The following is a 23,330-nucleotide window of genomic DNA, read 5'->3' as shown; positions in this document are numbered from 1 at the left end:
AGCACATTATTTTAGACTACTGTTCCTTGGCAGCTACTTCCTGCGCCAGCAGTACAACCATAGCAATGTTGAGAGATAATAATATCTCTATTGTTTAAAATATCTTCATTGTACTCACTAACATGTTTTACTTTACTATCTACTTTGAGGTCGAGCATTTGGTTGAAGTCGCAATCATAAAGCCAACCATCCCAACTAATGGAAATAGTATTAGTGCACATTACATTTTTTACTGCGGAAGGGTTAAAAGCTTCTACTAGGGAATACATATAATCTTCGTAGTTTTCTGAAGCGATGAGGTATTCCAAAAATCTAGAAATAGGAAGATTAGTAATAGCAAACAGATTGTGAAACTGAATTCCGAAATCGTCTATTAATGCTTTTTTGAAATCCTTTTCCATGGAGGCTTGATTGGTAGGTAAGAAAGCGCCAGCAGGATTGTAAACCAAATCCAGTTTTAAATTGCTATTCGGCATTCCGTAGCCAACAGCATTTAATTTTTTTAAAGCTTCTATTGATTTGTTAAAAACTCCCTGTCCGCGTTGTTTATCGGTCTTTTCTTTGGTCCAATGTGGCATGGAAGAAATTACATGGATATTGTGTTTTTTAAAAAAATCTGGAAGGTCGTTGTATTTTTTGTTCGCTTCAATAATGGTAAGGTTGCTTCGTACAATAAAATCTTCCACTCCAATTTTGGAAGCCTCCTCTACAAACCATCGGAAATTAGGATTCATTTCTGGAGCTCCTCCAGTTAAATCTAGCGTATGAGCCCCCGTATTTTTTATAATATCTAGACATTGTTGCATGGTTTCCTTTGTCATTATTTCCTTACGGTCGGGACCTGCATCTACATGGCAATGGGAGCATACTTGGTTGCACATATATCCCACATTAATTTGAAGGATTTCTGTTTTATTTGGACGAAGCGGAAACTGATTTGTCTCTGCAATTTTGTCTTTAAAAGTAGGTAGTTCTCCATTCGCAAAAATTCCATTAGAAAGTATTTCTAATTGCTTTTTCGATTGAGAAAGTTGGTTTGCTCGTTTATGTAACGATTTTTTTAGCATGTTGATATGTTAGCGTATAATGTCTTTTAAAATTGTCCTGTAAAGGAAATAAGCCTTACATTTTAGAGTTGTAAAGTTATGAAGTTACGTTGTTACACAGTTACAGCTGCTGCTAGAGAAGTTGTGGCAGATTCATATTTTTGAAAAATATAACCCTTAATTCCGTAATAACAACTAACAATCCATATTTTACAATTACATGGACAACTTATCGTATTTCTTCATCATTTGAACCCCATGAACCAAAGTAGCGCCACTCTCAATAGCAGCTCCAGCATGCACGGCTTCCATCATTTCTTCTTTAGTAATCCCTCTTTGGAGACCGTCTTTTGTATATGCATCTATGCAATATGGGCATTTTACAACATGAGATACTGCTAATGCAATTAAAGATTTCTCTCTAGCTGTAAGAGCTCCTTCTTCAAAAACTTTTCCGTAGTAATCAAAAAATTTCTCTCCTAACTCCTCACTCCATTCTGTTATTTTAGGGAATTTTTTCAAATCTGCTGGGTCGTAATATGTCTTTTCCATAGTTTAATTGAGTATAAATATTGATTTTGTGAAATCCTAGTAGTATTGGACGTTTTTATTGCTATTTCTTACAAGAGAAAAATATTAAATTGTAATTTAGTTGCATAAGTAAAAGTAAAAGAAATAAAGAGATTCTAAGATGAAGAAAGGATTTTTAATTGATATGGATGGTGTAATTTATGGTAATGACACCTTAATTCCTGGCGCTGATAAATTTATAAAAACATTGCAAAAAGAGAATATCCCTTTTTTGTTTATGACCAATAATAGTCAGCGTACCCCTTTAGACACAGTAAATAAAGTGGCGAGGATGGGGATAAAAATAAAAGAAGAAAACGTCTATACAAGCGCAATGGCTACGGCTTATTTTTTATCTTTTATGAACTCAAACGGAACAGCTTATGTTTTAGGTGAAGGTGGATTAATAAGCAGTTTACATCAACACGGATATACATTAGTAAATCAAAATCCAGATTTTGTGGTGGTTGGAGAAGGAAGAAACTTCACTTTAGAAATGGTAAACAATGCAGTAGATATGATTCTCTCAGGAGCAAAATTAATAGCTACTAATTTAGATCCATCTCCTATGAAAAAGGGGTGGTCTAATTTAGGAATAAAAGCTATTGTTGCCATGATTGAAGAAGCTACTGGAAAAAAAGCTTTTTCTGTAGGGAAACCGAGCCCCGTAATGATGCGTTCTGCAAGAAAGTATCTAGGTTTAGAAGCCCGAGAAACTATTATAATTGGAGATACAATGGATACCGATATTTTAGGAGGTGTCCAATTAGGATATACTACTATTTTGACGCTTTCTGGAGTTTCTAAAGAAAACGATTTAAACGATTATGCGTTTAAACCAGATTTGATAATAAATTCTGTTGCGGAGCTAGATTTAAAAAAGGCTTTGGAACTTCAATAGAATTCTTACCTTTAAAACCAGTCAACCAGAAGCATTTCTGTTTCGGAAGGAATAGTATGCTTCAAAATGAAAACTTAGAATGAGTAAAGTATTACAATGGGCCATCATCATCTCGCTTGGTGGTTTTTTATTTGGTTTTGATACCGCAGTAATTTCTGGAGCAGAACAATCAATACAGCAAACATGGGGTTTAAGCGACTTGATGCATGGTTTTGCAATTGCAGTTGCGCTTTACGGTACATTAATAGGAGCAATTTTTGGAGGATTTCCTTCGGATAAATATGGAAGAAGAAAAACCCTTTTTTGGATTGCAATTTTGTTTCTCATATCGGCCATAGGTTCAGCTTTAGCATTAGATATATACTCCTTTGTAATCTTTAGATTTATTGGAGGAATTGCTGTTGGAGCATCCTCTGTAACAGCGCCTATTTATATTTCAGAAATTTCTCAAGCGCAAAATAGAGGGAAATTAGTAGCGTCTTTTCAATTAAATCTAGTTTTAGGTATTTTAATGGCTTATGTGTCTAATTATGTTATTAGTTTACTAAATTTAGAAAATGCTTGGAGATGGATGTTGGGAGTAGAAGCAATTCCAGCTTTAGCTTTTGCACTTTTAGTAAGAAAACTCCCAAGAAGCCCAAGGTGGGTGTTGTTAAAACACAATGCCGAAGAAGAAGCACTACAGACTTTAAAATTAATTAATAATGATAATTATGAAGAGGAATTACAAGAAATAAAAGCCTCCGCAGCAATGGATGCAACTAAAACATCACTTAAAGAAAGGTTTTTATCTAAGAAATATAGTTTTGTTATTCTCTTGGCATTCTTATTTGCATTTTTTAATCAGCTTTCAGGAATTAACTCTGTAATTTATTATGCACCAAGAATATTTAGAGATGCTGGGCTGGGGAGTGAATCTTCAATGTTTTCTACGGTAGGAATTGGGATTATAAATTTAATATTTACCCTTGTTGGAATGTATCTAATAGATAGAAGCGGACGAAAAAAGCTTATGTATATTGGTTCTATCGGGTATATTATTTCGTTATTTTTTATAGGAAGAGCTTTTGATACAGGAAATACTGAAGGGAGCATAGTGCCTATATTATCATTTATATTTATTGCATCTCATGCTATTGGTCAAGGAGCTGTAATTTGGGTTTTTATTTCTGAAATATTCCCAAATAAAGTAAGAGCTTACGGAATGTCTTTAGGAAGTTCTACACATTGGATTTTTGCAGCATTGATAACAAACTTTTTCCCTTACTTTACAGAAGTTGTAGGGCCAGCGCCAATATTCTATTTCTTTGCTGGAATGATGATTTTACAATTGTTATTTGTAATCTTTTTAATGCCAGAAACAAAGGGAAAATCTCTTGAGGATTTGTCGAAATCACTTTTGAAAAAGTAAAATGTTATGTAAGTATTGGAGCGTTAAACTTTGATTATCGAGCAAAAAGCATTTATAAATTTAAAGAAGTACATTTTTAGTGTTAAATAAGCTGAAAAATTTAATCTAATCTTTTGTTTTTGGTTAACTTAACCATTATTATTGGAGGTGTAAATTGCCTTGATGTATTAAATACCAATTGCCGAGTCAATAAGAAAACGAAGTGTCAATTATGAATATTTTACTTTTTGGGATCACAAGAGAGATAGTTGGAGATGCTTCTTTATATATTTCTGCGGAAGAAAAAATAAAAACTGTACAGCAGCTTAGGCTTTTTCTGATGGAGCAGTATCCAGCACTCAAAAAACTTTCTTCGTTGGCAATTGCTGTAAATAATAAGTATGCGCAAGAAGAAGATAATATCACAATTGATGATGAAATTGCACTGATTCCTCCAGTTAGTGGCGGATGATTTTATGAAGCTATTAAAAAATTATATGTTAATAGACAACCATAATAGAGTTATAAATTATTTAAGATTGGCGGTTACAGACCGTTGCAATTTACGTTGCAATTATTGTATGCCAGAAGAAGGGATTGATTTTGCAAAGCGCAAAGATTTATTTTCAATGGAGGAGCTTTGTAGGTTGAGTAGTATAATGGTTTCTCAAGGAATTAATAAAATTAGATTAACAGGCGGGGAGCCTTTTGTTAGAAAAGATTTAATGGTTTTATTTCGTCATTTAGCTTCTTTAGAAGGTTTAGACGATATTTCTGTTACTACCAATGCTACTTTAATTGGACCCTATATAAACGAATTAAAGTCCTTAGGAATAAAAAACATCAATGTAAGTTTAGACGCTATAAATAAAGATGTTTTTGAGAGAATAACCAGAAGAAATCAGTATGAAACGGTTTATGAGAACCTTATAAAATTGATTTCGGAAGGTTTTAATGTGCGGATTAATTGTATTGCCTTAGAGGGGCAGAATATTGAAGAGATTATTCCATTAGTAGAACTCACAAAATATTACAATGTTTCAGTTCGGTTTTTGGAAGAAATGCCTTTTAATGGAGGTTCAAAAAGCTTCAATACTATAAAATGGGATTATAAAGCTATTTATGAGCATATTGCCAAGCGTTTTGATGCGATTGAAAAATTAGTTTCAGAAAAAACATCTACCTCTATAAATTATAAAATCAAAGATTATAAAGGAACTTTTGGGCTTATCCCGTCTTTTTCGAGAACATTTTGCGGAAGTTGCAATCGCCTACGGATTTCTGCTACTGGAGATGTTATTACTTGCCTGTATGGAAAACCAAGGATGAATATTAGAACCCTATTAAGAAGTGAAAATTCAGAAGAAAAAATAAAACAACATATTCTAGCAACCATAGGGAGTCGTTCTAAAACAGGCTTTGAAGAACAAGAAAAATACAAAGGTGTTTTTAATAATTCGATGACCTCAATTGGAGGGTAGTTTTTGAAGTGCAAGGTATTTAGAGTAAAGAGCAAAGAGATAAAAGTATTTAGAATAAAGTATTAATTATCAAGTATTTAGAATGAATAATATAGAGCAAAGACAAGTAAAGTCTAGAATCTTAATACTTCGTACTTGATACTTTATACTACCTGCTAAAAACAAAAAATGGGTAAATTATCACATATAAATGAAGCTGGAGAGGCAACTATGGTGGATGTTTCTACTAAAGAAGTAACAGCAAGAGTAGCAACTGCTTCTGGAGAAGTTATTTTTCCTGCTGAGGTTTTTTCAGAATTAGAGAAAAATCAGTTTTCAAATAAAAAAGGAAGCATAATTCAGACAGCAGTAATTGCAGGAATTCAAGCGGTAAAAAAAACGGCCGATTTAATTCCGCTTTGCCATCAGTTAGCTTTGTCTAAAATTCAGATTGATATTAAACCTAAAAAAACTTCGTTTATTATTAATTGTACTGTAAAATGTACGGAGCGTACAGGGGTAGAAATGGAGGCGTTAACAGGTGTTTCGGTGAGTGCACTTACAATTTATGATATGTGTAAGGCGCTTTCTCACGATATAAAAATTGCCAATATTCAGCTTGAGAAAAAATCGGGAGGAAAAAGTGACTTCAACAGGTAAATTATATGGATTGGTATTGGCGGGGGGATTGAGTACCCGAATGAAAACAGATAAAGGCTTGATTGCATACCACGGAGTTCCTCAACGTACATACCTTTATAAATTGCTAAAAGAGGTTTGTGATGAAGCCTATATTAGCATCCGTAAAGAGCAAGAAAACGAATTTACTTCCGAAGAAAAATTAATAATAGATGAAGATGTGTATAAAGGTCCTTTTAACGGGATTTTAAGTGCGCATCATTTTGATAAAAATAGTGCTTGGCTTATCATTGCCTGCGATTTGCCTTTAATAAATAAGCGTGCCATAAAGCAATTAATTGTAGAAAGAGACGTAAATAGTATTGCAACGGTTTTTACTACTTCCACTAAAGAAATGCCCGAGCCTCTGTGTGCTATTTGGGAGGCCGAGGGTTTAAAGCAAGCTGAGGTTTTTATTGCAGCGCAAAAATCGTTCGCTCCAATAAAGTTTTTGAGGAATAGTAATGTCAAAATTGTGAAACCACTTCAAGATGACGTACTTTTAAATGTAAATGAAGAAAAACAACGTATAGAAGTTGTGAAAAAACTGAAAAATAAGTAAGAAATTGAATGCTAATAGATACATAAGACAAACTTTATTGAAGGGTTTTGGTGTTAAAGCTCAAGAGAAACTAAAACAAGCCAAAGTTTTAGTGGTTGGTGCTGGTGGATTAGGAGTTCCTGTACTGCAATACCTTAATGCTATGGGAGTTGGAGTTTTAGGGATTGTGGAAAGCGATACCATAGACCTTTCCAATTTACAAAGACAAGTTATATACGGAGAAGGAGATGTTGGACTCTCAAAGTTAGCTGTTATAAAGCAAAAACTAGAGGCTCAGAATTCTGAAACTAAAATCAATGCATACGATACTTTTTTACATAAGGACAATGCATTAGAAATTATAAAAAATTACGATCTTGTTATAGATGCAACCGATAATTTTCCAACGCGGTATTTAATTAACGATGCTTGTGTGTTGTTAAATAAGCCTTTTGTTTATGGGGCTTTACACGAGTTTGAAGGTCAGGTAAGTGTTTTTAATTACAAAAGTGGGCCTACATATCGTTGTTTATTTCCAACCATGCCAAGCAAAGGAGAAATGCCAGATTGCAATGAAAATGGAGTTTTGGGAATAGTACCCGGAATTATAGGAAATTTACAAGCTTTAGAAGCAGTAAAAGTGATTACTGGAATAGGAAAGCCATTGTCGGGAACCTTACTTATTTTTGATGGATTAAGTCAACAATATCAAAAAATAACTTTTGACGCTCAACAAGAAAATTTAAAACGAACAGCGCTAGAAGCAACTTATGAAAATGTTTCTTGTGATGTTGATGCTGTAATTTCTGCGGAAGATTTTTCGACTTTATTAAATCAGAAAAAGCCTCTTCAAATTATAGATGTAAGAACCCCTTTAGAGTTTGAAGATTTTCATTTTGATACTTCGAAGAACATCCCTTTGCAGGAACTCTCCGAGAGAATTTCAGAAATTGATAGCTCTAAACCTGTGTATTTAGTTTGTCAATCTGGCGTTAGAAGTGGAAAAGCCTTAGTGCAATTAAAAGATAAAATAAACACCACTTTCCTTGAATTAGAGGGTGGTTTAAATAATTATTTAAAACATGCAGTTAACACCTGAATCTCTTAGTATTTTAGCCTTATGTTTTTTTATAATTGCAGTGCTATATTCTTCGGTAGGATTTGGTGGGGGAAGTAGTTATTTAGCATTATTGACCCTGTTTTTTGCAAGTTTTTTTGTAATCCGTTCCGTAGCGCTTGTGTGTAATTTAATTGTGGTTTCTGGGAGTACTTATCTGTATTACAAAAATGGACATTTTGATGTCAAAAAGTTTATTCCGTTTGTGGCTACTAGTATTCCTCTAGCATTTATAGGGGCATCTTTTCGGCTTAAAGAATATGTGTTTTTTATCATTTTAGGAGTGGCTTTAATGACTTCTGCAATTTTATTAGTTACACAAAGTATAAAGGAACGACAACGAAAAACAAGGCTTACAGCAAAGAAGTATCCAATTTGGGTAACTTATATTTTGGGAGCTGGAATCGGATTTTTATCAGGACTTGTAGGTATTGGAGGGGGAATATTTTTAGCCCCAATTTTAAACCACATGCGATGGGAATCGTCTATCAAAATAGCAGCTTTAGCTAGTTTTTTCATTTTGGTAAATTCTATCTCTGGAGTTGCAGGCTTAGTTTCTAATGGAATGTTTGTTTTTCCGTGGAAGGAAGGGTTGGTGCTTTTGGCAGTGGTTTTTATAGGAGGACAAATAGGAATCCGAATTAGTTTAAATAAATTAAGTGGTCGTGGAATAAAATTACTCACAGCTATTTTAGTGTTTATTGTAGGAGTCCGTGTTTTATTAAATAACGGACTTGGATTAATTGATTTTTAAATAAAAAAGGTATGATTTCTTTTGAAGAAGCACATAAAAAAGTGATGGAAAAACTACTTTCTTTTGAAGAAGAGAATGTTTTTTTCACCAATAGTTTAGGAAGAATTTTAGCTGAAGATATTTTAGCCGATCGAGATTTTCCTCCGTTTCATCGTGCTACAAAAGACGGAATTGCAATTAATTATGGAGCGGGAGAGAACACTAAAAAACAATTTAAAATTCAGGGAATTATTGCAGCTGGTACTCCAAAAGTAAAATTAAATAATACTAATGACTGTTTGGAAATAATGACGGGAGCGGTGCTTCCAGAAAATGCAGATACCGTTGTAATGTATGAAGATATTACTATTGAAAATGGAAGTGCAATTGTTAATTCAGAAATAAAAAAAGGACAAAATATCCACAGGCAAGGAACCGATGTTGAGCAAGGCGCTGTTGTAATTAAGAAGAATACAAAAATTACAGCTGCTGAGATTGGGATTTTAGCTTCCGTAGGAAAAGTAGAGGTAAAGGTTAAAAAGTTACCAAAAATTGCTTTAATTTCCACAGGAAATGAGTTAGTGGCAGTACATGAAACTCCCAAACCACATCAAATTAGAAACTCAAACATGCTTTCGCTGCATGCTTTGTTAGAGGAAGAAAATATACTAGCAACGCATGTACATTTAAATGATGATAAGGAGGAAATAAAAAATGGTTTAAATGAATTATTGCGCACCAATAATGTTTTAATGTTGAGTGGTGGAGTGTCTAAAGGGAAATTTGATTTTATCCCCGAAGCTTTTGAAGAGTTGGGGGTAGAAAAAATATTTCATCGGGTTGCCCAAAGGCCAGGAAAACCTTTTTGGTTTGGAATCCATAAAGAAACAAACACCGTTGTTTTTTCATTTCCTGGCAACCCTGTTTCTACCTTTGCTAATTATTATGTGTACTTTAAAGATTGGCTTTATGAGTCGCTTAGAATAGAAAATAAAAAAGAAAATATTGTTCTAGGAGAAGATTTTTTTAACCCTACAAAATTAACCCTTTTTGTTAGAGTAAAAATTGAAAGTAAAAATGGAATTACGTATGCTTTTCCAATAAAAGAGAATGGTTCTGGAGATTTAATGAGCTTAGCACATACAGATGGATTTATAGCACTTTCTCCAAATAAAGAATTGTATAAAAAAGAAGAAGTGGCTCCATTTATAGCAACCAGATAATGTGTTATGACGCATGAATTTAAGCAAATAATAGAAAGTTATTTAAAGGCGAAATCGAAAAACTTAAAGTCGGTTTTAGCAACTGTAGTAGCTATGGAAGGCTCGTCGTATAGGAGGCCTGGCGTTAGAATGCTTATTCGAGAAGATGGTAAAATGACAGGCGCAGTTAGTGGTGGATGTGTTGAAAAAGAAATTCTTCGTCAGAGTCAGTCGGTTTTTACTACCCGAATTCCTAAAATAATGACGTATGATGGGCGTTACCGATTAGGTTGTGAAGGGATTTTATATATATTAATAGAACCTTTATCATTACAAAAACATTTCTTACAAGCTTTTGAAAAAGTATTGGATAATAGACAAGCATTTTACATTACTTCATATTTTAAAATGACAGATGAGGAGAATGTAAATTTTGGTTCTTGTGTTGTTTTTGATGATAAAAATCAGTTTTATTTAAATGAGGATAATAAAGACAATAAGGTTAAGGAAGGTTTAGAAGTTTTTAATCAAAAATTAAAACCGTCCTTAAAATTAGTACTTATTGGCGCCGAGCATGATGCGGTTCAATTAGGTGTTCTAGCGTCATTAAATGGTTGGGAAGTAACTATAGTTGCCCCTGAGAGCGACCCAAAAACTTTATTAAATTTCCCTGGAGCAAAGCATATAGAAAATGTGAGTCCGCAAACATTCAACCAAAATATAATAGATAAGGAAACTGCGGTTGTTTTAATGACGCATAGTTATTCCAAAGATTTACAATACCTTTTAAGGTTAACAGATTTAAATTTAAAATATCTCGGAATTTTAGGGCCAGCTAGACGTAGAGAAAAGCTTTTTCAAGAAATATTAGAGCATAATCCAGCTATAGATTCATTATTTTTTGAAAAGATCCATGCGCCAGCAGGAATTAATATTGGAGCAGAAACCCCTCAGGAAATAGCAGTTTCTATTATTGCAGAAATATTAGCTGTAGTAAGAAAAGAGGAAGTTTATTTGTTGAAAGACAAAAAAGGAAGAATACATTCTGAAGAAAAAGAAATATAGGTTTTAAAGCTTTTCAATGAAAAAAGTAGCTATTTTAATTCTAAGTGCAGGGGCTTCCAAAAGAATGGGAACTCCTAAGCAACTCTTGAAATGGGGCGAAGAAACATTATTAGAAAATGCAGTTTCTACAGCTGTAAATGTGGAAAATACATCATTATTTGTGGTTTTGGGAGCTAATGCCGAGTTAATTCAGCAAAAAATAACTTTGAATGCGGAAGCTTTATACCATAAAGATTGGGAGCAAGGCCTTGGAAGTTCTATTGCTTTTGGGGTGAGAACGCTTCAAAAATTAGATTTTGATGGGGTATTAATTATGTTGGCAGATCAGCCTTTTGTAACTTCTTATTATTTAAAAGAATTAATAAATAGTTTTAATTCAGGAGAAAAAAATATTATTGCTTCTCGCTTTGCTGGAAGTGTAGGAGTGCCTGCAATTTTTTCTGCTGAATATTTTGAGGATTTAAAGAAGTTGGATACAGATACTGGCGCAAAACATATTATAAAAGCTCACTTTCAAGATGTAGAAACCTTTCAAGCTGATGATTTGGTAATAGATATTGATACTGTTGAAACATATAAGCGGGCATACAAAATTAAATTCAATACTGATTAATAGGATTTCTAGATTCAAAATAAATCCGTAAATTTAAGTTACACATTTAGCGTAATTTCAAAATTAATCTTCTCGGAAGTATGGAATTTATTGATTATTACAAAATTTTAGAAATTGATAAAAGTGCTACTACAGCCGAAATAAAAAAGGCATATAGAAAACAAGCAAGGAAATACCATCCAGATTTAAATCCTAATAATAAAGAAGCGGAGTTAAAATTTAAAAGACTCAATGAAGCTAATGAGGTTTTAAGCGACCCAGAAAAGCGTAAAAAATACGACGAGTACGGAAAAGATTGGCAGCATGCTGAAGAATTTGAAAAAGCGAAGACTCAACAGCAAAGTAGTCAACAATATGCCTCTGGAGATTCATATTCTTATAGTGGAGGCGCTACTGATGAAGACTTTTCAGATTTTTTTGAATCGATGTTTGGAGGAGGAGGTTTTAGAAATCAGCGAAGGCAAACAGCCTTTCGTGGTCAAGATTTTAATGCTGAACTACAATTGCAACTACGAGATGTGTATACCTCTCAAAAACAAACTTTAACCGTTAACAATAAGAAAATCCGAATAACAATACCTGCGGGGATTGAAAACGGACAGACAATAAAAATAAAAGGGCATGGAGCTACTGGAAGTAATGGCGGTCCAAATGGCGACCTATATATTACATTTTCAATTATAAATAATACTCCTTTTAAGAGAGAGAAAGCAAATCTTTATAAAACAGTTCTAATAAACTTAACAACTGCCGTTTTAGGAGGAGAAATTACAGCAGAAACCTTTGATGGAAAAGTTAAATTAAAAGTAGCACCCGGAGTTCAAAACGGACAACAAGTTAAATTGAAAGGAAAGGGTTTCCCTGAGTATAAAAAGGAGGGGAGTTTTGGAGATTTATATATTACCTATCAGATAGATTTACCTTCAAATCTTACCGAAAAACAAAGGGAACTTTTTGAGGAATTGAAAAAGACAAATCTTTAATGTGGTAAGTTATGGAGACCAAATATAGAATTAGTATTCACGATTTTTGTAAGAATTATCAAGTAGATGAAGTTTTTGTATCGCATTTTATTGAGGCAAAAATCATTCAAATTAAAAAAGAAGGAGGTAGGAATTTGATTACAGAACATCATTTCCTTAAACTAGAAAAAATGGTGCGTCTGCATCAAGATTTAGGAATAAACTTAGAAGGCTTGGAAGCTATTTCCCACTTGTTAAATCGGGTAGAAAACATGAATGAAGAGCTTCAATATTTAAGAAACAGATTACAATTGTATGAATAAAATAAATCTATTTTTCATCTAAATCATTTTTATAGAAATATTATTGTATTTTTGATATAGATTATCCCCCCTATAAATCCTTCAGTTAATTTTACTTAATCTAAATTCGTTATGAAAACATTAAGAACAAGAGTGTGCTTATTTATGTGCTTTTTAATAAGCATTTCAGTTTTTTCTCAAGAAGCAGAGGGGAATGCGGCGCAAGCAAACAATCCGCTTGCAAATATGACTGCGCTGAACTTTCACGATTATTACATGCCGAAATTGTCAAATGCTCCAGACGATGCATATATGAATACTGCATGGGTACGCTTTGCTAAACCGCTTTCTGGTGGAAAATTATTACTAAGAGTATCCACTCCTATAAGTACTATTGGATTACCCGAAGTAAATGGAAATGTAAAAACATTAAATGGTTTAGGAGATATGAATGCATTTATGTCCTATAATTTTGTTTCAAACCCTACAACTACTATGGGTGCAGGGCCTTTAATAACAGCACCAACTTCAACTAATCAAGCCTTAGGTACAGGGAAATGGCAAGCAGGTTTTGCCTTTGTTGCTTTCTTTGCTAAATCTCCAATTTTCCAATATGGAGCTTTAGTTACTTGGCAAACCTCATTTGCTGGACAAAGTGATAGAGAAAGCACTAATAATGCAGCATTCCAACCTTTTTACTTTTGGCAATTAGGTAAAGGGTTGTATTTAAGAGGAGCTCCAATTTGGTATTTCGATATTAAAAATGATGCGTACAGTGTGCCAATAGCGTTGGGGATAGGAAAAGTTATTAAACTTAATGATACAATGATTAATTGTTTTATAGAACCGCAATATTCTATGCTAACAGCAGGAACTCAGCCAATTTTTCAAGTATTTACGGGGATTAATTTACAGTTTATGTAGATTTTTGGATGTATTAGAAAGGTAAATAATCACTTAGCTTGAAACACTATGAAAATATTTAATAAATCTACTAATGCTGTAATATTAGGAGGGATATTTTTTCTAATTCCCTTACTCATTTTTATTGTTCTAATTACACATGCTATCAAGCTTGCTACACCTTTAGGTAGAAAATTGGTTGATATTTTTAATATTCATTCTGTTTTTGGAGCTGCTACAGTAACCATATTTACAGTAGCAATTTTAGTTTTTATTTGCTATCTAAGTGGATATCTAGTGCAGAAAGGACTTGTGAATGATTGGGGGCAAAAAGTTGAGGATAAATTGTTTTTACTTTTTCCAAGTTTGCAAATGTTGAAGTATAGATTGCTTGGAGATAAGCCAGCAAAAAAAGATGATGATAATTGGAAATCCATTCTTTTAAAAGAAGATATCTTCTACCGAATAGCTTTTATTACTAGTTATAAAGATGGTTTTTTTAGTGTTTATGTTCCAGATGCTCCCAGAATGGATGCAGGAGAAATACGTTTTATAGCCAAGGTAGATATAGAGTTTATCCCTATTTCTATGAAAGATGCAATGAATTCTTTAAACAGCTTTGGGAGAGATGGTACTTTGGAAAAGTATATGATTGATGCCATACATAAAGAGAATAATAAGGCGTAAGAAATTAATGCTTTAGAAGAGTAAGGAAGAGTAAGTATAATATTTTAAGTTTGAAATAAAGGATAAATATTCATTTTAAATTTTTCTCAGTTTTGTTTAAACGGAGATATTATTATAGGAGAGGTTTTATACAATAGATTACTGGTTCTGTTATTTTTCCTGTGAAAATATAATATATGAGGTATATCAAAAAAGACTTTTTTTTTAAGATAGGGTTACTATTGATTGTTGCAATAGTAAATTGTAATGATGTTTTTGGGCAAGATTTAGCTATTCGGAAGATAGATCAAGCTTATAGAGACAGTTTGATGAGTCATGATTACCCTTATGTTTTACCTATTTATGGAGACAGAGTCCAGAAAACAGGTCATGATTTACCACTTCCTTTTGGGATAATGGTAAATTATATTGCTCAAGACACTAAATTAAATATTGATAATATAGCGTTGAGATTGGACGACTCCGAATTTGTAGATATGGATTTTTTGGAGTTTGAAACTTTTGAAAATACTGCAAATGTTGTAAACGTACGATTAGAAGCTTGGTTGTTTCCCTTCTTAAATGTATATGGCTTATATGCGCATTCAGAAAGCAATAACGCCATAAAGTTAACAAACCCTTTCGAATTAGATATCCCAACTAATCCCACTGCAGATACTTATGGATTGGGAACTGTTTTGGCATATGGAGCAGGAAATTATTTTGCTATTTTGAATTTCAATGCAACTTGGTCGGATGTAAGTTCTTTAGACGATAAGGTATTCGGAACAGTTACTTCTTTTCGTGTAGGCCGTAGTTTCGGATTTCATAAACGGTTTCATAATATTAATTTTAGTATAGGAGCTCAACATCAATATTTGGCAAGAGATTCATCTGGCGAGCTTCGCATAAGTGATATGTTTTCTAAGGTTGATAAAGGGAAAATCCAAGAAATAAAAAATGATATTTCAGATACAGCAAATAATTGGTATGATGGTTTGAAACCAGCTCAAAAGGTAGTTGTAAATCAAATTGTAAAAGAAATTGACGACTGGCTGGAAGGAAGAACGCCCGGAGATAGAACATTGGGCTATCAGTTTGAGAAAGAACCTTTAGGGCATGTGTCTTTACAATTAGGGGTTCAGTATAACCATGGAAAACGTTGGTGGTATCGTCTTGAAACTGGGGTTGGAAGAGGGAGAAACCAAATTATGCTATCGGCAAATTATCGCTTCGGAATAAAGAAAAAGTAAATTGAATTATATAATAGGGTGTAATTAAAAAAAATAATAATGAAAAAATTCTTTTATCTATTGGTTTTGTTTTTAGGAATTGGTAGCGCTCAAGCTCAAGATATTTATGTTAACTTTTATGGAAGTTATGCTTTTGATGATAGTTTCGATTCGTATTACGATTATCAAGCTTATTACGAAGGAAAAATAAAAGGAGGCTTTCAATGGGGTGGAGGACTGGAATATAAACCGAGTCCGTATATGGGGTTTGAATTTACTTATTTACGTCAAGACACAAATTCACCAACTTGGTATCAAACTTACAATACAATAAGAGAGCAATATACCAATTTTGATTTAGGGATAAATTACTTAATGTTGGGTGCAAATCGTTATTTTTCGAGACCTAGTTCTCAATTTCAAGGATATGGAGGATTAATGGCGGGAATGGTAATAGCAAACTTAGACAATCCAGATAATGGAAGAAGCTCTGATGCAACAAAATTTAGTTGGGGAGCTAAATTAGGAGGGATTTTTTGGATGAACGACTATTTTGGAATTCGGATGCAAGCGCAATTGCTCTCAGCAGTTCAGGGAGCTGGTGGTGGATTTTATTTTGATGGATATGGACCCCAAGCAACCGTAGTAACATACTCTACATTTTATCAATTTAGTCTTGGAGGAGGGGTTGTTTTTAGCTTGAATTAAAAGTCTTAGAAAGAATTTATAGGGAGATTATTTAATGGTCTGCTGATAATATTGAGTCTTGATTGTGCCTAATTCTTTCTCAATACGTTTGAGTCGCTTTCTGGCTAATTCATTAGATTTACTATTGAAATTCTTAGTGAAGGTATTAGCAATAAATACGGCATCATATAAAGAATCCTTTAAATATACTCTCATTATACTTACGGAACGATTTATTTCTTTATCAATTAAATCAGTACCAAGTTTGTAATAAATATTAAAAATGCGGTTTTTATCTTCATCAGGGATAGAGTCATGATGGTTTATTAAAATTCCTATCACTTGTCCAATGGTAGTATCTCTTGAAAAAGTTCTATGTCCTAAAGGAGTTTCAACTGTCAAATCAAAATAGGGGAGCGCGCTATTTTTTTCTTCATGATAGCCTGTTACATAAGCAATCTCAGGATTAGGAAAAGTAGAGAGGGAATAAATAATTCCCTTAGTGCCAGGGAAACTTTGTTGTTCTCGCTTTATACGCTCTTTTATTCCTTTTCGGATAGGAAGAATTTCATTCTCATACCTATATTTTTTAATACTGTTGGTGAGCAAAGGTTTAAGTACAAACAATCCAAGAATGAGTATAAGCCCCCCAAATCCCATATGTTTTTTCTTCATAGTACTTTTTCTTCAAATTTACAGGTTTTATAAATTTAATCCCAATAGGAGTTGGATGGGGGATAATTAATTTTATAACAATTGGGAATGATCCAGGATCCAAAATTCTGTACTAAGTGAAATAAAAAAAGGCTTCACATTTCTGTGAAGCCTTGTCATTCCTAGTAGCGGGAACTGGACTCGAACCAGTGACCTTCGGGTTATGAGAAAATTACCTGTCCAAATCAATAAAATGCAATTTAACTGGTAATCAATTAGTTAAATATTTTTGAATGTTAAAAAATACCAAATAAATATAAGAAAAATGGTAAAATGTTTTACCTATGTTTTACCTGAGATGTTGTATCTTTATATTAAAGATATCATTTATGGCATCAATTAGAGCAATTTTATGGAAGAAAAAAAAAGCTGATAAAGAGCATCCTATTGTTATCAGAATTACAAAAAATAGAAGATCTACCTATTTGTATACTGGTCAATATGTTGCTCCTAAATTTTGGGATGAAGGTAATAGACTTGTAAAATCATCTCACCCAAATGCTACAAGACTCAACCAACTAATCCTCAAAAAACTTTCTGAAGCAAATGGTCAACTATTGGAATCTGAAGCAAAAGATGATTATGAATCTATTTCAACTATCAAGAAGAAAATCGTTGAAAAGAAAAAAGCTGATTTTTTTCTCGTTGCCGAACGCTACTTAGACAATCTTTTGAAAAGTGAAAAATACCGTCAGTACAAAACACAAAAGAACAGAATCCAAAAGTTTAAAAATTTTGTAGGTAAACAGGAATTAGCCTTTCGGGAAATCACTGTTTTTCTTTTGAGAAAATTTGAAACCTATTTGTTACATCAAGACAAAAAGGCTCCAAGAACTGTGGTAAACTATTTGATGGTTATTCGTACAGTGTATAACAGGGCTATTTCCGATTCATTGGCTAGTAAAGACAGCTATCCCTTTGGAAAGGGGAAAATTCAAATCAAGTTTCCGCAGTCTGAAAAGATCGGGTTGAGTATTGAAGAAGTCAGGTTATTGGAAAACGCACCAAACTTAACCCCTCCACAGAAACATGCCGTTAATTTGTGGTTGTTCAGTTTTTACTTTGCCGGCATACGGGTTGGAGATTTATTACTTCTAAAATGGTCAGACTTTAAGGATGACAGGCTTTATTACAGAATGAGCAAAAATCAAAAACATGATTCTTTAAAAGTTCCGGAAAAAGCTAAAGCCATATTGGAATTCTATAGACAATTCTCTAACAAAAATAACCTAGTATTTCCGGATTTGGGAGAAATCGATTTAAATGATAAAAAATCCCTCCTTTCAAGAACACAATCGGTAAACAGAAATGTCAATCGAAAACTTCAGCGAGTAGCCGATAAACTCAATATTAATAAAAAATTGAGTATGCATATTGCCCGCCATACTTTTGGTAATATCTCCGGGGATAAAATTCCTATTCAAATGCTGCAGAAATTATACCGTCATTCTTCCGTGACGACTACTATAAATTACCAAGCAAACTTTATGAAAAAAGAGGCTGATGCTGCTTTGGATAAAGTTGTTGATTTTTAGTTCTCTTTATTCTTTTTCAGGAGGTAAAAATCAAATTATATTGGGATTGAATATCTTCAATTTCTCTTTTAGTAAGCATTGAGAATTCTTTCGCTTTTGCCCGTTTAGAGAATTTACCATTGTTTTGCTCCAAAAAGCGTACTAATAATGACACCATATCATCAGGCATTGCATATGTGTTGTCAATATAATACTTAAACTCTTCGTATTTGGTCAAATAATCAACTTCTTGAGGAATGATATTTTCAATGGTATCCTTGACACAACCATATAAAAACTCTGCGTGTGCAGTTGCATCAAAATAACGATAATAATCTATAGTTTCATTGATGACTTCAACATTGTGGTCAGTTGTCTCCTTCCATTCAATAAAATCCAATAAAGAGGTGGAATAACTTTCCAGTACTTTTTGATAATCTCCAATATGATTAAGGATACAGGCGGAAACAGGGAAAATAATTCCTTGCTCCGAAAAACTTTTTTTAGCTAATATATGATGAACCAAATAGCGATGAATACGTCCATTTCCATCTACAAAAGGGTGAATGTTTACAAACCCAAACGCAATAATGGTTGCGGAAAGTACAGCATCTATCTCATCGTCCAATAGTTTACTATTAGTTTCCAACAACCCCATCATCAGTATCGGAATATCTTCATGTTTTGCGGAAATGTGGTCTGGGATGGGAGAAAAAGTATCCTTATCCCGTTACCCTATAAAACCTCCCTTTTTACGGTAGCCCATATCAATAAAACGGGAATTTTCTATGACGAGTTGCTGTAGGCGTTCAAATTCCTCATGGCTTAGGTCTTTCATGCCTGCTTGCCCTATGGCTTATCCCCAACGTGCGGTACGTTTGCTTTTGGGGCTTTCCCCTTCAATGGTAAAAGAAGCCTTGGAATCTTTTAATAATAAAAAGGAAGCAGCTCTTTGTAAAATACTTTTTCGTATACCCTTTAGATAGATTTTGTTTCTGGCTGATAAATTTTCCTGAATATGATGCTCCAAAAAAGCTGTTTTACGAACCAGTGGGCAGAAGTCAACGGTTCCGGGTAAATTGTTATTGACCATTTGACGGGGTGACCGTATTGCTTTTATACCATATTGTAATTGGGTGTCAATTACGTCAACATAGCTTTTTTTACTAATGCTGGAAATACCCGTAAGTTCCGATCCGAGTAACCATTCTATTAAAAACCAAATTCTTCTTGAATATTGACCTGTAGGCTCAATACTGACCAATTGAATCAGCTCCTCTTCACTATAATGTTTTACTAAGGCACTAAATACTAAAAGATTCACCCCTTCATATTTTAAGGCAAACACTAAATGTTTATAGAGTGCCTGTATTTCTGTATATTCAAGTGAATCATCCACTTTATAACTTTTGGGCAAGTAAGTGAAGTTATCATTTTGGACACGTACTGTTTTCAAACTTACCACTGTAAATGGAATTGGTAAAGGAACTGGCAACTGTAAACCATGAATAATCGCTGCATAACCTGAAATAAATCCTTCATCAGGAAGAGAGATACCATTAAAAACGGGTGCAAGAAATGAAAAATGAGCGCTACAAGACATATATAATAAAATTTAGGTGCAAAAAAATATAAATAGGCGCATTCAATAAGTCAATATGTATACTTAACAGTAAAACTCTACTTATCTATATGTTCAATAGCAAAACATGGGAATTAAGCAAGAAAAAGCTTATAAAAATATTAAATGCGGGGGTGGAGGAATTGGTAGACACGCCAGACTTAGAATCTGGTGCCGCGAGATGTGGGAGTTCGAGTCCCCCGCCCGTACAAAAGTCGAAGAGAAATCTTCGGCTTTTTTTGTTCTAAATCCACCCTAAAAAAGGGTCGAGTACAACATTTTGATATTTTTGCTGCCCAAATATTTTTTTTAGAATATGAAGGCATTTAATATCATTCCATATTATATTTCAAATTTAAAAAGAAATATCATTGATCCTTTAATAACTTAAAAAGACCACAAGTAGATATTTAAAAATCCAAATAATCAGAATATTATATTTCTCATTTGATTTTATGTAACATCTGTTACCGAAAATTAAATCAATTCCTTGTATTTTTACCTAAAATTTAGGTAGACTTAAAATTGAAAAAGACAAAATTATACAGCATCTTATTCTTAAAATGCCCACAGTGCCGTCAAGGGGAATTTCTGGAGGGACATCCTTATAGAATTTCAAATATGAATAAAGTAAGGGAATACTGTCCAAAATGTAAGTTAAAATATCATATAGAACCAAGCTTTTATACAGGGTCTATGTATGTTTCTTATGGCGTTGGTATTGCGGTGGCTGTGGCAGCTTATGTGCTTACGCTCATATTTGGTTTGGATTTCGGTCCAACAGGAATAATGCTAAGTATTGTCGCCGCGTTGCTTATTACAATGTCCTATATAGGAGCAGTTTCAAAATCCATTTGGGCACATTTCTTTTTAAAATACAATCCTGAAATCGCTAAAAAAGTAAGCAATGATTCAAGAACTTAAAAAATATTATGGCTCACAATTTGAACTTGCACTTTTGGAAGAAATCAACCAAGTTGGGACTTTTATGGAAGTTCCGGAAGGACAAGATTTAATGAAACCTGGTCAATATATAAAATCAATACCGTTACTGTTGTCTGGCAGTATCAAAATTATGCGTCCTGATGGCGATGGCGATGAATTGTTGCTTTATCATATTGAAAAAGGTGACACCTGTGCAATGACAATGAGTTGCTGCATCGGAGATTCCAAAAGTGAAATACACGCTGTATCTGAAACGGACATTAAACTTCTGATGGTTCCCGTAGGAATGATGGAAGAATGGTCCCGAAAATACAAATCTTGGCGAAACTTTGTATTTTCTAGCTATCACGCGCGAATGATGGAAATGCTTGAAAGTATTGACAATATTGCATTCAATAATATGGATGAACGTTTGGAAAACTATATCCAAAATAGAATTATCCTAATTAACAGTAAGCATATCTATACAACCCATAAGGAAATTGCTTCAGATTTACATACTAGCCGTGTGGTGGTTTCCAGACTACTCAAAAAAATGGAAATCAATAAAAAAATAAAATTACACCGTAGTTTTATTGAAGTCTTGTAACATCAGTTACCAAACTTGTTTAATATGCCCTTTACATTTGTTCTATCATTAGGTAGATAGATAAATGGACATTATAGAAATTTTTGGTTATGCAGGTGCGCTATTTATTGGAATTGTGTTAGGATTGATAGGTGGTGGTGGTTCAATTTTAACTGTACCCATTTTGGTTTATGCCTTATCATTTAATCCAGTAATTGCTACAGCATATTCATTATTTGTAGTGGGTACAACTTCACTTGTAGGAGCACTTAAAAATATGATGAAGGGTAAGGTAGATTTTAAAACGGCCCTTATTTTTGCCGTTCCCGCTTTTACAGCTGTATATTTAACAAGAGCTTATTTAATCCCTGTAATTCCAGAACGATTTTTTGAAGTTAATGATTTTATGGTCACAAAAAATTTGGCCATTATGCTATTTTTTGCCATTGTAATGCTTTTGGCATCCATTACTATGATTCGCAATGGAAATCGGCAACTTAATACAGAAATAGTTGAAAAAAAATCTAATCACCTCTTGTTGGTGGTGCAGGGCTTTTTCATTGGAATTGTAACTGGAATGGTTGGCGCAGGAGGTGGGTTTTTAATTATTCCGGCATTGGTTCTTTTGGCCAAATTGCCGATGAAAAAAGCGGTGGCCACCTCTCTTTTTATAATTGCTATTAATTCGTTGATAGGGTTTTTAGGAGATGTGCAAAACTATGATATAGACTGGTTGTTTTTGCTGCTATTTACTTCAATATCAGTAGTGGGTATATTTATAGGTATTTGGCTTAATAAATTTATCGATGGCAAAAAACTTAAAAAGGCATTTGGCTGGTTTGTACTTCTAATGGGAATTTATATTATATATAAGGAAATTTCCGATCAATAGCAATGGGGAAATACATTGACATAATAGAGCGTTCTTTTTCAGGTTACTTCAATTACCTAATTAAGGAAATTTCCAATCCCTCTTGGACTAATTATTTTTATTGGTTATTAGGTCTTTCTATTCTTGTGTTTTTATTTGAAATCATCGTTCCTTGGCGTAAGAAACAGTCAGTCATTAGAAAAGGGTTTTGGCTCGATACTTTTTACATCCTCTTTAATTTTTTCCTGTTTTCATTAATTGGTTACAACGCTCTTTCAAATGTAGGGGTCGAATTATTTAATGACTGCTTGGGCATATTTGGCATCAAAAATATTGTTGCAGTAGAAGTACAGGATTTTCCTGTATGGATGCAGCTTTTTATTATGTTCATAGTAGCAGATTTTGTGCAATGGAATGTGCACAGAATGCTGCATCGGGTTCCGTGGATGTGGAAATTCCATAAAGTGCACCACAGCGTAAAGGAAATGGGTTTTGCTGCTCAATTTCGATTTCATTTTTTGGAAACTATCGTATATAAATCCATTCAATACATTCCTTTGGCAATGATAGGTTTTGGTATTGAACAATTTTTTGTTGTACATATGTTTACTGTTTTTGTTGGGCATCTTAATCACGCAAATCTCGACTGGAGCTATGGGAAATTTGGTTATATATTCAACAATCCTCGAATGCATATTTGGCATCACGCCAAAGCATTACCAGCTGAACGCCCTTACGGAATGAACTTTGGGCTTACCTTGAGTATTTGGGATTACCTGTTCGGGACTGCATACGTTCCTGACAGTGGCCGTGATATCGAATTGGGGTTTGAAGATGACGCTAACTTTCCTAATACTTTTATAAAACAAATGAAGTATCCCTTCAAAAAAGATAAGTAGCGTAACAATGGTTACTGACAAACAGAAAAATCTCTTATAATTTTAAATCTATAATTCCCGCTCAAGTTTATGTTTAATGCAGTTGAATTGCGAAAGCATAATTTAAAATAGCGATAACTTAAAACATAAA

The 23,330-nt window shown here is 33.5% G+C and carries 27 protein-coding genes; 22 read left to right on the top strand and 5 right to left on the bottom strand.

What is annotated here, in order from left to right; genetic code table 11:
- Positions 1-11: 11 nt before the first annotated feature.
- Together arsS and JOOMADRAFT_RS00605 are read right to left on the bottom strand one after the other, a co-directional pair.
- Positions 12-1,067: an arsenosugar biosynthesis radical SAM (seleno)protein ArsS gene (gene arsS / locus JOOMADRAFT_RS00610; RefSeq protein ID WP_008610661.1), complete on the bottom strand. Its 1,056-nt coding sequence runs from the start codon at positions 1,065-1,067 to the stop codon at positions 12-14.
- Between the two features lie 195 nt (positions 1,068-1,262).
- Positions 1,263-1,598 carry an arsenosugar biosynthesis-associated peroxidase-like protein gene (locus JOOMADRAFT_RS00605; protein ID WP_008610660.1) on the bottom strand — a complete coding sequence of 112 codons (336 nt, stop codon included), beginning with the start codon at positions 1,596-1,598 and terminating at the stop codon, positions 1,263-1,265.
- A gap of 139 nt (positions 1,599-1,737) precedes the next feature.
- Between JOOMADRAFT_RS00605 and JOOMADRAFT_RS00600 the strand changes: the two genes are divergently transcribed.
- From JOOMADRAFT_RS00600 to JOOMADRAFT_RS00520, 17 genes are all read left to right on the top strand, one after another.
- Complete coding sequence (locus tag JOOMADRAFT_RS00600; protein ID WP_008610659.1) at positions 1,738-2,517, top strand: HAD-IIA family hydrolase; 780 nt, start codon at positions 1,738-1,740, stop codon at positions 2,515-2,517.
- A gap of 79 nt (positions 2,518-2,596) precedes the next feature.
- Complete coding sequence (locus tag JOOMADRAFT_RS00595) at positions 2,597-3,928, top strand: sugar porter family MFS transporter (protein WP_008610658.1); 1,332 nt, start codon at positions 2,597-2,599, stop codon at positions 3,926-3,928.
- A gap of 211 nt (positions 3,929-4,139) precedes the next feature.
- Positions 4,140-4,379: a molybdopterin converting factor subunit 1 gene (gene moaD, locus JOOMADRAFT_RS00590; protein ID WP_008610657.1), complete on the top strand. Its 240-nt coding sequence runs from the start codon at positions 4,140-4,142 to the stop codon at positions 4,377-4,379.
- Between the two features lie 25 nt (positions 4,380-4,404).
- The gene (moaA, locus tag JOOMADRAFT_RS00585) at positions 4,405-5,388 is read left to right on the top strand and encodes a GTP 3',8-cyclase MoaA (protein ID WP_008610656.1); all 984 of its coding nucleotides are present in this window, start codon (positions 4,405-4,407) and stop codon (positions 5,386-5,388) included.
- Between the two features lie 168 nt (positions 5,389-5,556).
- Positions 5,557-6,027, top strand: a complete 471-nt coding sequence (gene moaC / locus JOOMADRAFT_RS00580; RefSeq protein ID WP_008610655.1) for a cyclic pyranopterin monophosphate synthase MoaC — start codon at positions 5,557-5,559, stop codon at positions 6,025-6,027.
- Positions 6,011-6,607, top strand: a complete 597-nt coding sequence (gene mobA / locus JOOMADRAFT_RS00575) for a molybdenum cofactor guanylyltransferase (RefSeq protein WP_040879420.1) — start codon at positions 6,011-6,013, stop codon at positions 6,605-6,607. The genes moaC and mobA overlap by 17 nt, the downstream gene beginning before the upstream one ends.
- A gap of 4 nt (positions 6,608-6,611) precedes the next feature.
- Entirely contained in the window at positions 6,612-7,685 is a 1,074-nt protein-coding gene (gene moeB / locus JOOMADRAFT_RS00570) for a HesA/MoeB/ThiF family protein (RefSeq protein ID WP_008610653.1), read from the top strand.
- Positions 7,669-8,457 carry a sulfite exporter TauE/SafE family protein gene (locus JOOMADRAFT_RS00565; RefSeq protein ID WP_008610652.1) on the top strand — a complete coding sequence of 263 codons (789 nt, stop codon included), beginning with the start codon at positions 7,669-7,671 and terminating at the stop codon, positions 8,455-8,457. The genes moeB and JOOMADRAFT_RS00565 overlap by 17 nt, the downstream gene beginning before the upstream one ends.
- Before the next feature lie 11 nt (positions 8,458-8,468).
- Positions 8,469-9,659, top strand: a complete 1,191-nt coding sequence (locus tag JOOMADRAFT_RS00560; protein WP_008610651.1) for a molybdopterin molybdotransferase MoeA — start codon at positions 8,469-8,471, stop codon at positions 9,657-9,659.
- Positions 9,660-9,665: 6 nt separating this feature from the next.
- Entirely contained in the window at positions 9,666-10,703 is a 1,038-nt protein-coding gene (locus tag JOOMADRAFT_RS00555) for an XdhC family protein (protein ID WP_008610650.1), read from the top strand.
- A 16-nt stretch (positions 10,704-10,719) separates the two neighbouring features.
- A complete protein-coding gene (locus tag JOOMADRAFT_RS00550; RefSeq protein ID WP_008610649.1) occupies positions 10,720-11,316 on the top strand; it encodes a nucleotidyltransferase family protein in 597 nt (198 codons plus the stop codon).
- An 80-nt stretch (positions 11,317-11,396) separates the two neighbouring features.
- Positions 11,397-12,299, top strand: coding sequence for a DnaJ C-terminal domain-containing protein (locus JOOMADRAFT_RS00545; RefSeq protein ID WP_008610648.1), 903 nt, complete (start codon positions 11,397-11,399; stop codon positions 12,297-12,299).
- 11 nt (positions 12,300-12,310) lie between these two features.
- The gene (locus JOOMADRAFT_RS00540; protein WP_008610647.1) at positions 12,311-12,601 is read left to right on the top strand and encodes a chaperone modulator CbpM; all 291 of its coding nucleotides are present in this window, start codon (positions 12,311-12,313) and stop codon (positions 12,599-12,601) included.
- A gap of 111 nt (positions 12,602-12,712) precedes the next feature.
- On the top strand, positions 12,713-13,504 hold the full coding sequence (locus tag JOOMADRAFT_RS00535; protein ID WP_008610646.1) for a hypothetical protein: 792 nt from the start codon (positions 12,713-12,715) through the stop codon (positions 13,502-13,504).
- Between the two features lie 48 nt (positions 13,505-13,552).
- The gene (locus JOOMADRAFT_RS00530) at positions 13,553-14,170 is read left to right on the top strand and encodes a DUF502 domain-containing protein (RefSeq protein ID WP_008610645.1); all 618 of its coding nucleotides are present in this window, start codon (positions 13,553-13,555) and stop codon (positions 14,168-14,170) included.
- Between the two features lie 176 nt (positions 14,171-14,346).
- Positions 14,347-15,402 carry a hypothetical protein gene (locus JOOMADRAFT_RS00525; RefSeq protein ID WP_008610644.1) on the top strand — a complete coding sequence of 352 codons (1,056 nt, stop codon included), beginning with the start codon at positions 14,347-14,349 and terminating at the stop codon, positions 15,400-15,402.
- Positions 15,403-15,441: 39 nt separating this feature from the next.
- On the top strand, positions 15,442-16,089 hold the full coding sequence (locus JOOMADRAFT_RS00520) for a hypothetical protein (protein WP_008610642.1): 648 nt from the start codon (positions 15,442-15,444) through the stop codon (positions 16,087-16,089).
- A gap of 27 nt (positions 16,090-16,116) precedes the next feature.
- Here the strand turns inward: JOOMADRAFT_RS00520 and JOOMADRAFT_RS00515 are convergent, their stop codons facing one another.
- Positions 16,117-16,743, bottom strand: a complete 627-nt coding sequence (locus JOOMADRAFT_RS00515; RefSeq protein ID WP_008610640.1) for a hypothetical protein — start codon at positions 16,741-16,743, stop codon at positions 16,117-16,119.
- 323 nt (positions 16,744-17,066) lie between these two features.
- Here JOOMADRAFT_RS00515 and JOOMADRAFT_RS00510 point away from each other — a divergent pair, with 323 nt between their 5' ends.
- The gene (locus JOOMADRAFT_RS00510; protein WP_317133716.1) at positions 17,067-18,317 is read left to right on the top strand and encodes a site-specific integrase; all 1,251 of its coding nucleotides are present in this window, start codon (positions 17,067-17,069) and stop codon (positions 18,315-18,317) included.
- 16 nt (positions 18,318-18,333) lie between these two features.
- Here the strand turns inward: JOOMADRAFT_RS00510 and JOOMADRAFT_RS20420 are convergent, their stop codons facing one another.
- A complete protein-coding gene (locus JOOMADRAFT_RS20420) occupies positions 18,334-18,990 on the bottom strand; it encodes a Fic family protein (protein WP_280985320.1) in 657 nt (218 codons plus the stop codon).
- A gap of 162 nt (positions 18,991-19,152) precedes the next feature.
- The gene (locus tag JOOMADRAFT_RS20415; protein WP_245547635.1) at positions 19,153-19,899 is read right to left on the bottom strand and encodes a hypothetical protein; all 747 of its coding nucleotides are present in this window, start codon (positions 19,897-19,899) and stop codon (positions 19,153-19,155) included.
- Between the two features lie 639 nt (positions 19,900-20,538).
- Here JOOMADRAFT_RS20415 and JOOMADRAFT_RS00495 point away from each other — a divergent pair.
- From JOOMADRAFT_RS00495 to JOOMADRAFT_RS00480, 4 genes are all read left to right on the top strand, one after another.
- Positions 20,539-20,841, top strand: a complete 303-nt coding sequence (locus tag JOOMADRAFT_RS00495; RefSeq protein ID WP_245547634.1) for a DUF983 domain-containing protein — start codon at positions 20,539-20,541, stop codon at positions 20,839-20,841.
- Entirely contained in the window at positions 20,825-21,451 is a 627-nt protein-coding gene (locus tag JOOMADRAFT_RS00490) for a Crp/Fnr family transcriptional regulator (RefSeq protein WP_008610637.1), read from the top strand. Before JOOMADRAFT_RS00495 ends, JOOMADRAFT_RS00490 begins: the two co-directional genes overlap by 17 nt.
- 64 nt (positions 21,452-21,515) lie before the next feature.
- Positions 21,516-22,322, top strand: a complete 807-nt coding sequence (locus JOOMADRAFT_RS00485; protein WP_008610636.1) for a sulfite exporter TauE/SafE family protein — start codon at positions 21,516-21,518, stop codon at positions 22,320-22,322.
- Positions 22,323-22,324: 2 nt separating this feature from the next.
- On the top strand, positions 22,325-23,200 hold the full coding sequence (locus tag JOOMADRAFT_RS00480; RefSeq protein ID WP_008610634.1) for a sterol desaturase family protein: 876 nt from the start codon (positions 22,325-22,327) through the stop codon (positions 23,198-23,200).
- Positions 23,201-23,330 lie beyond the last annotated feature (130 nt).

This window comes from Galbibacter orientalis DSM 19592, from assembly GCF_000260115.1.
GTDB lineage: Bacteria > Bacteroidota > Bacteroidia > Flavobacteriales > Flavobacteriaceae > Galbibacter > Galbibacter orientalis.
Note: the sequence above shows the minus strand (reverse complement) of the source record. Positions and strands in the feature narration are given on the sequence as shown.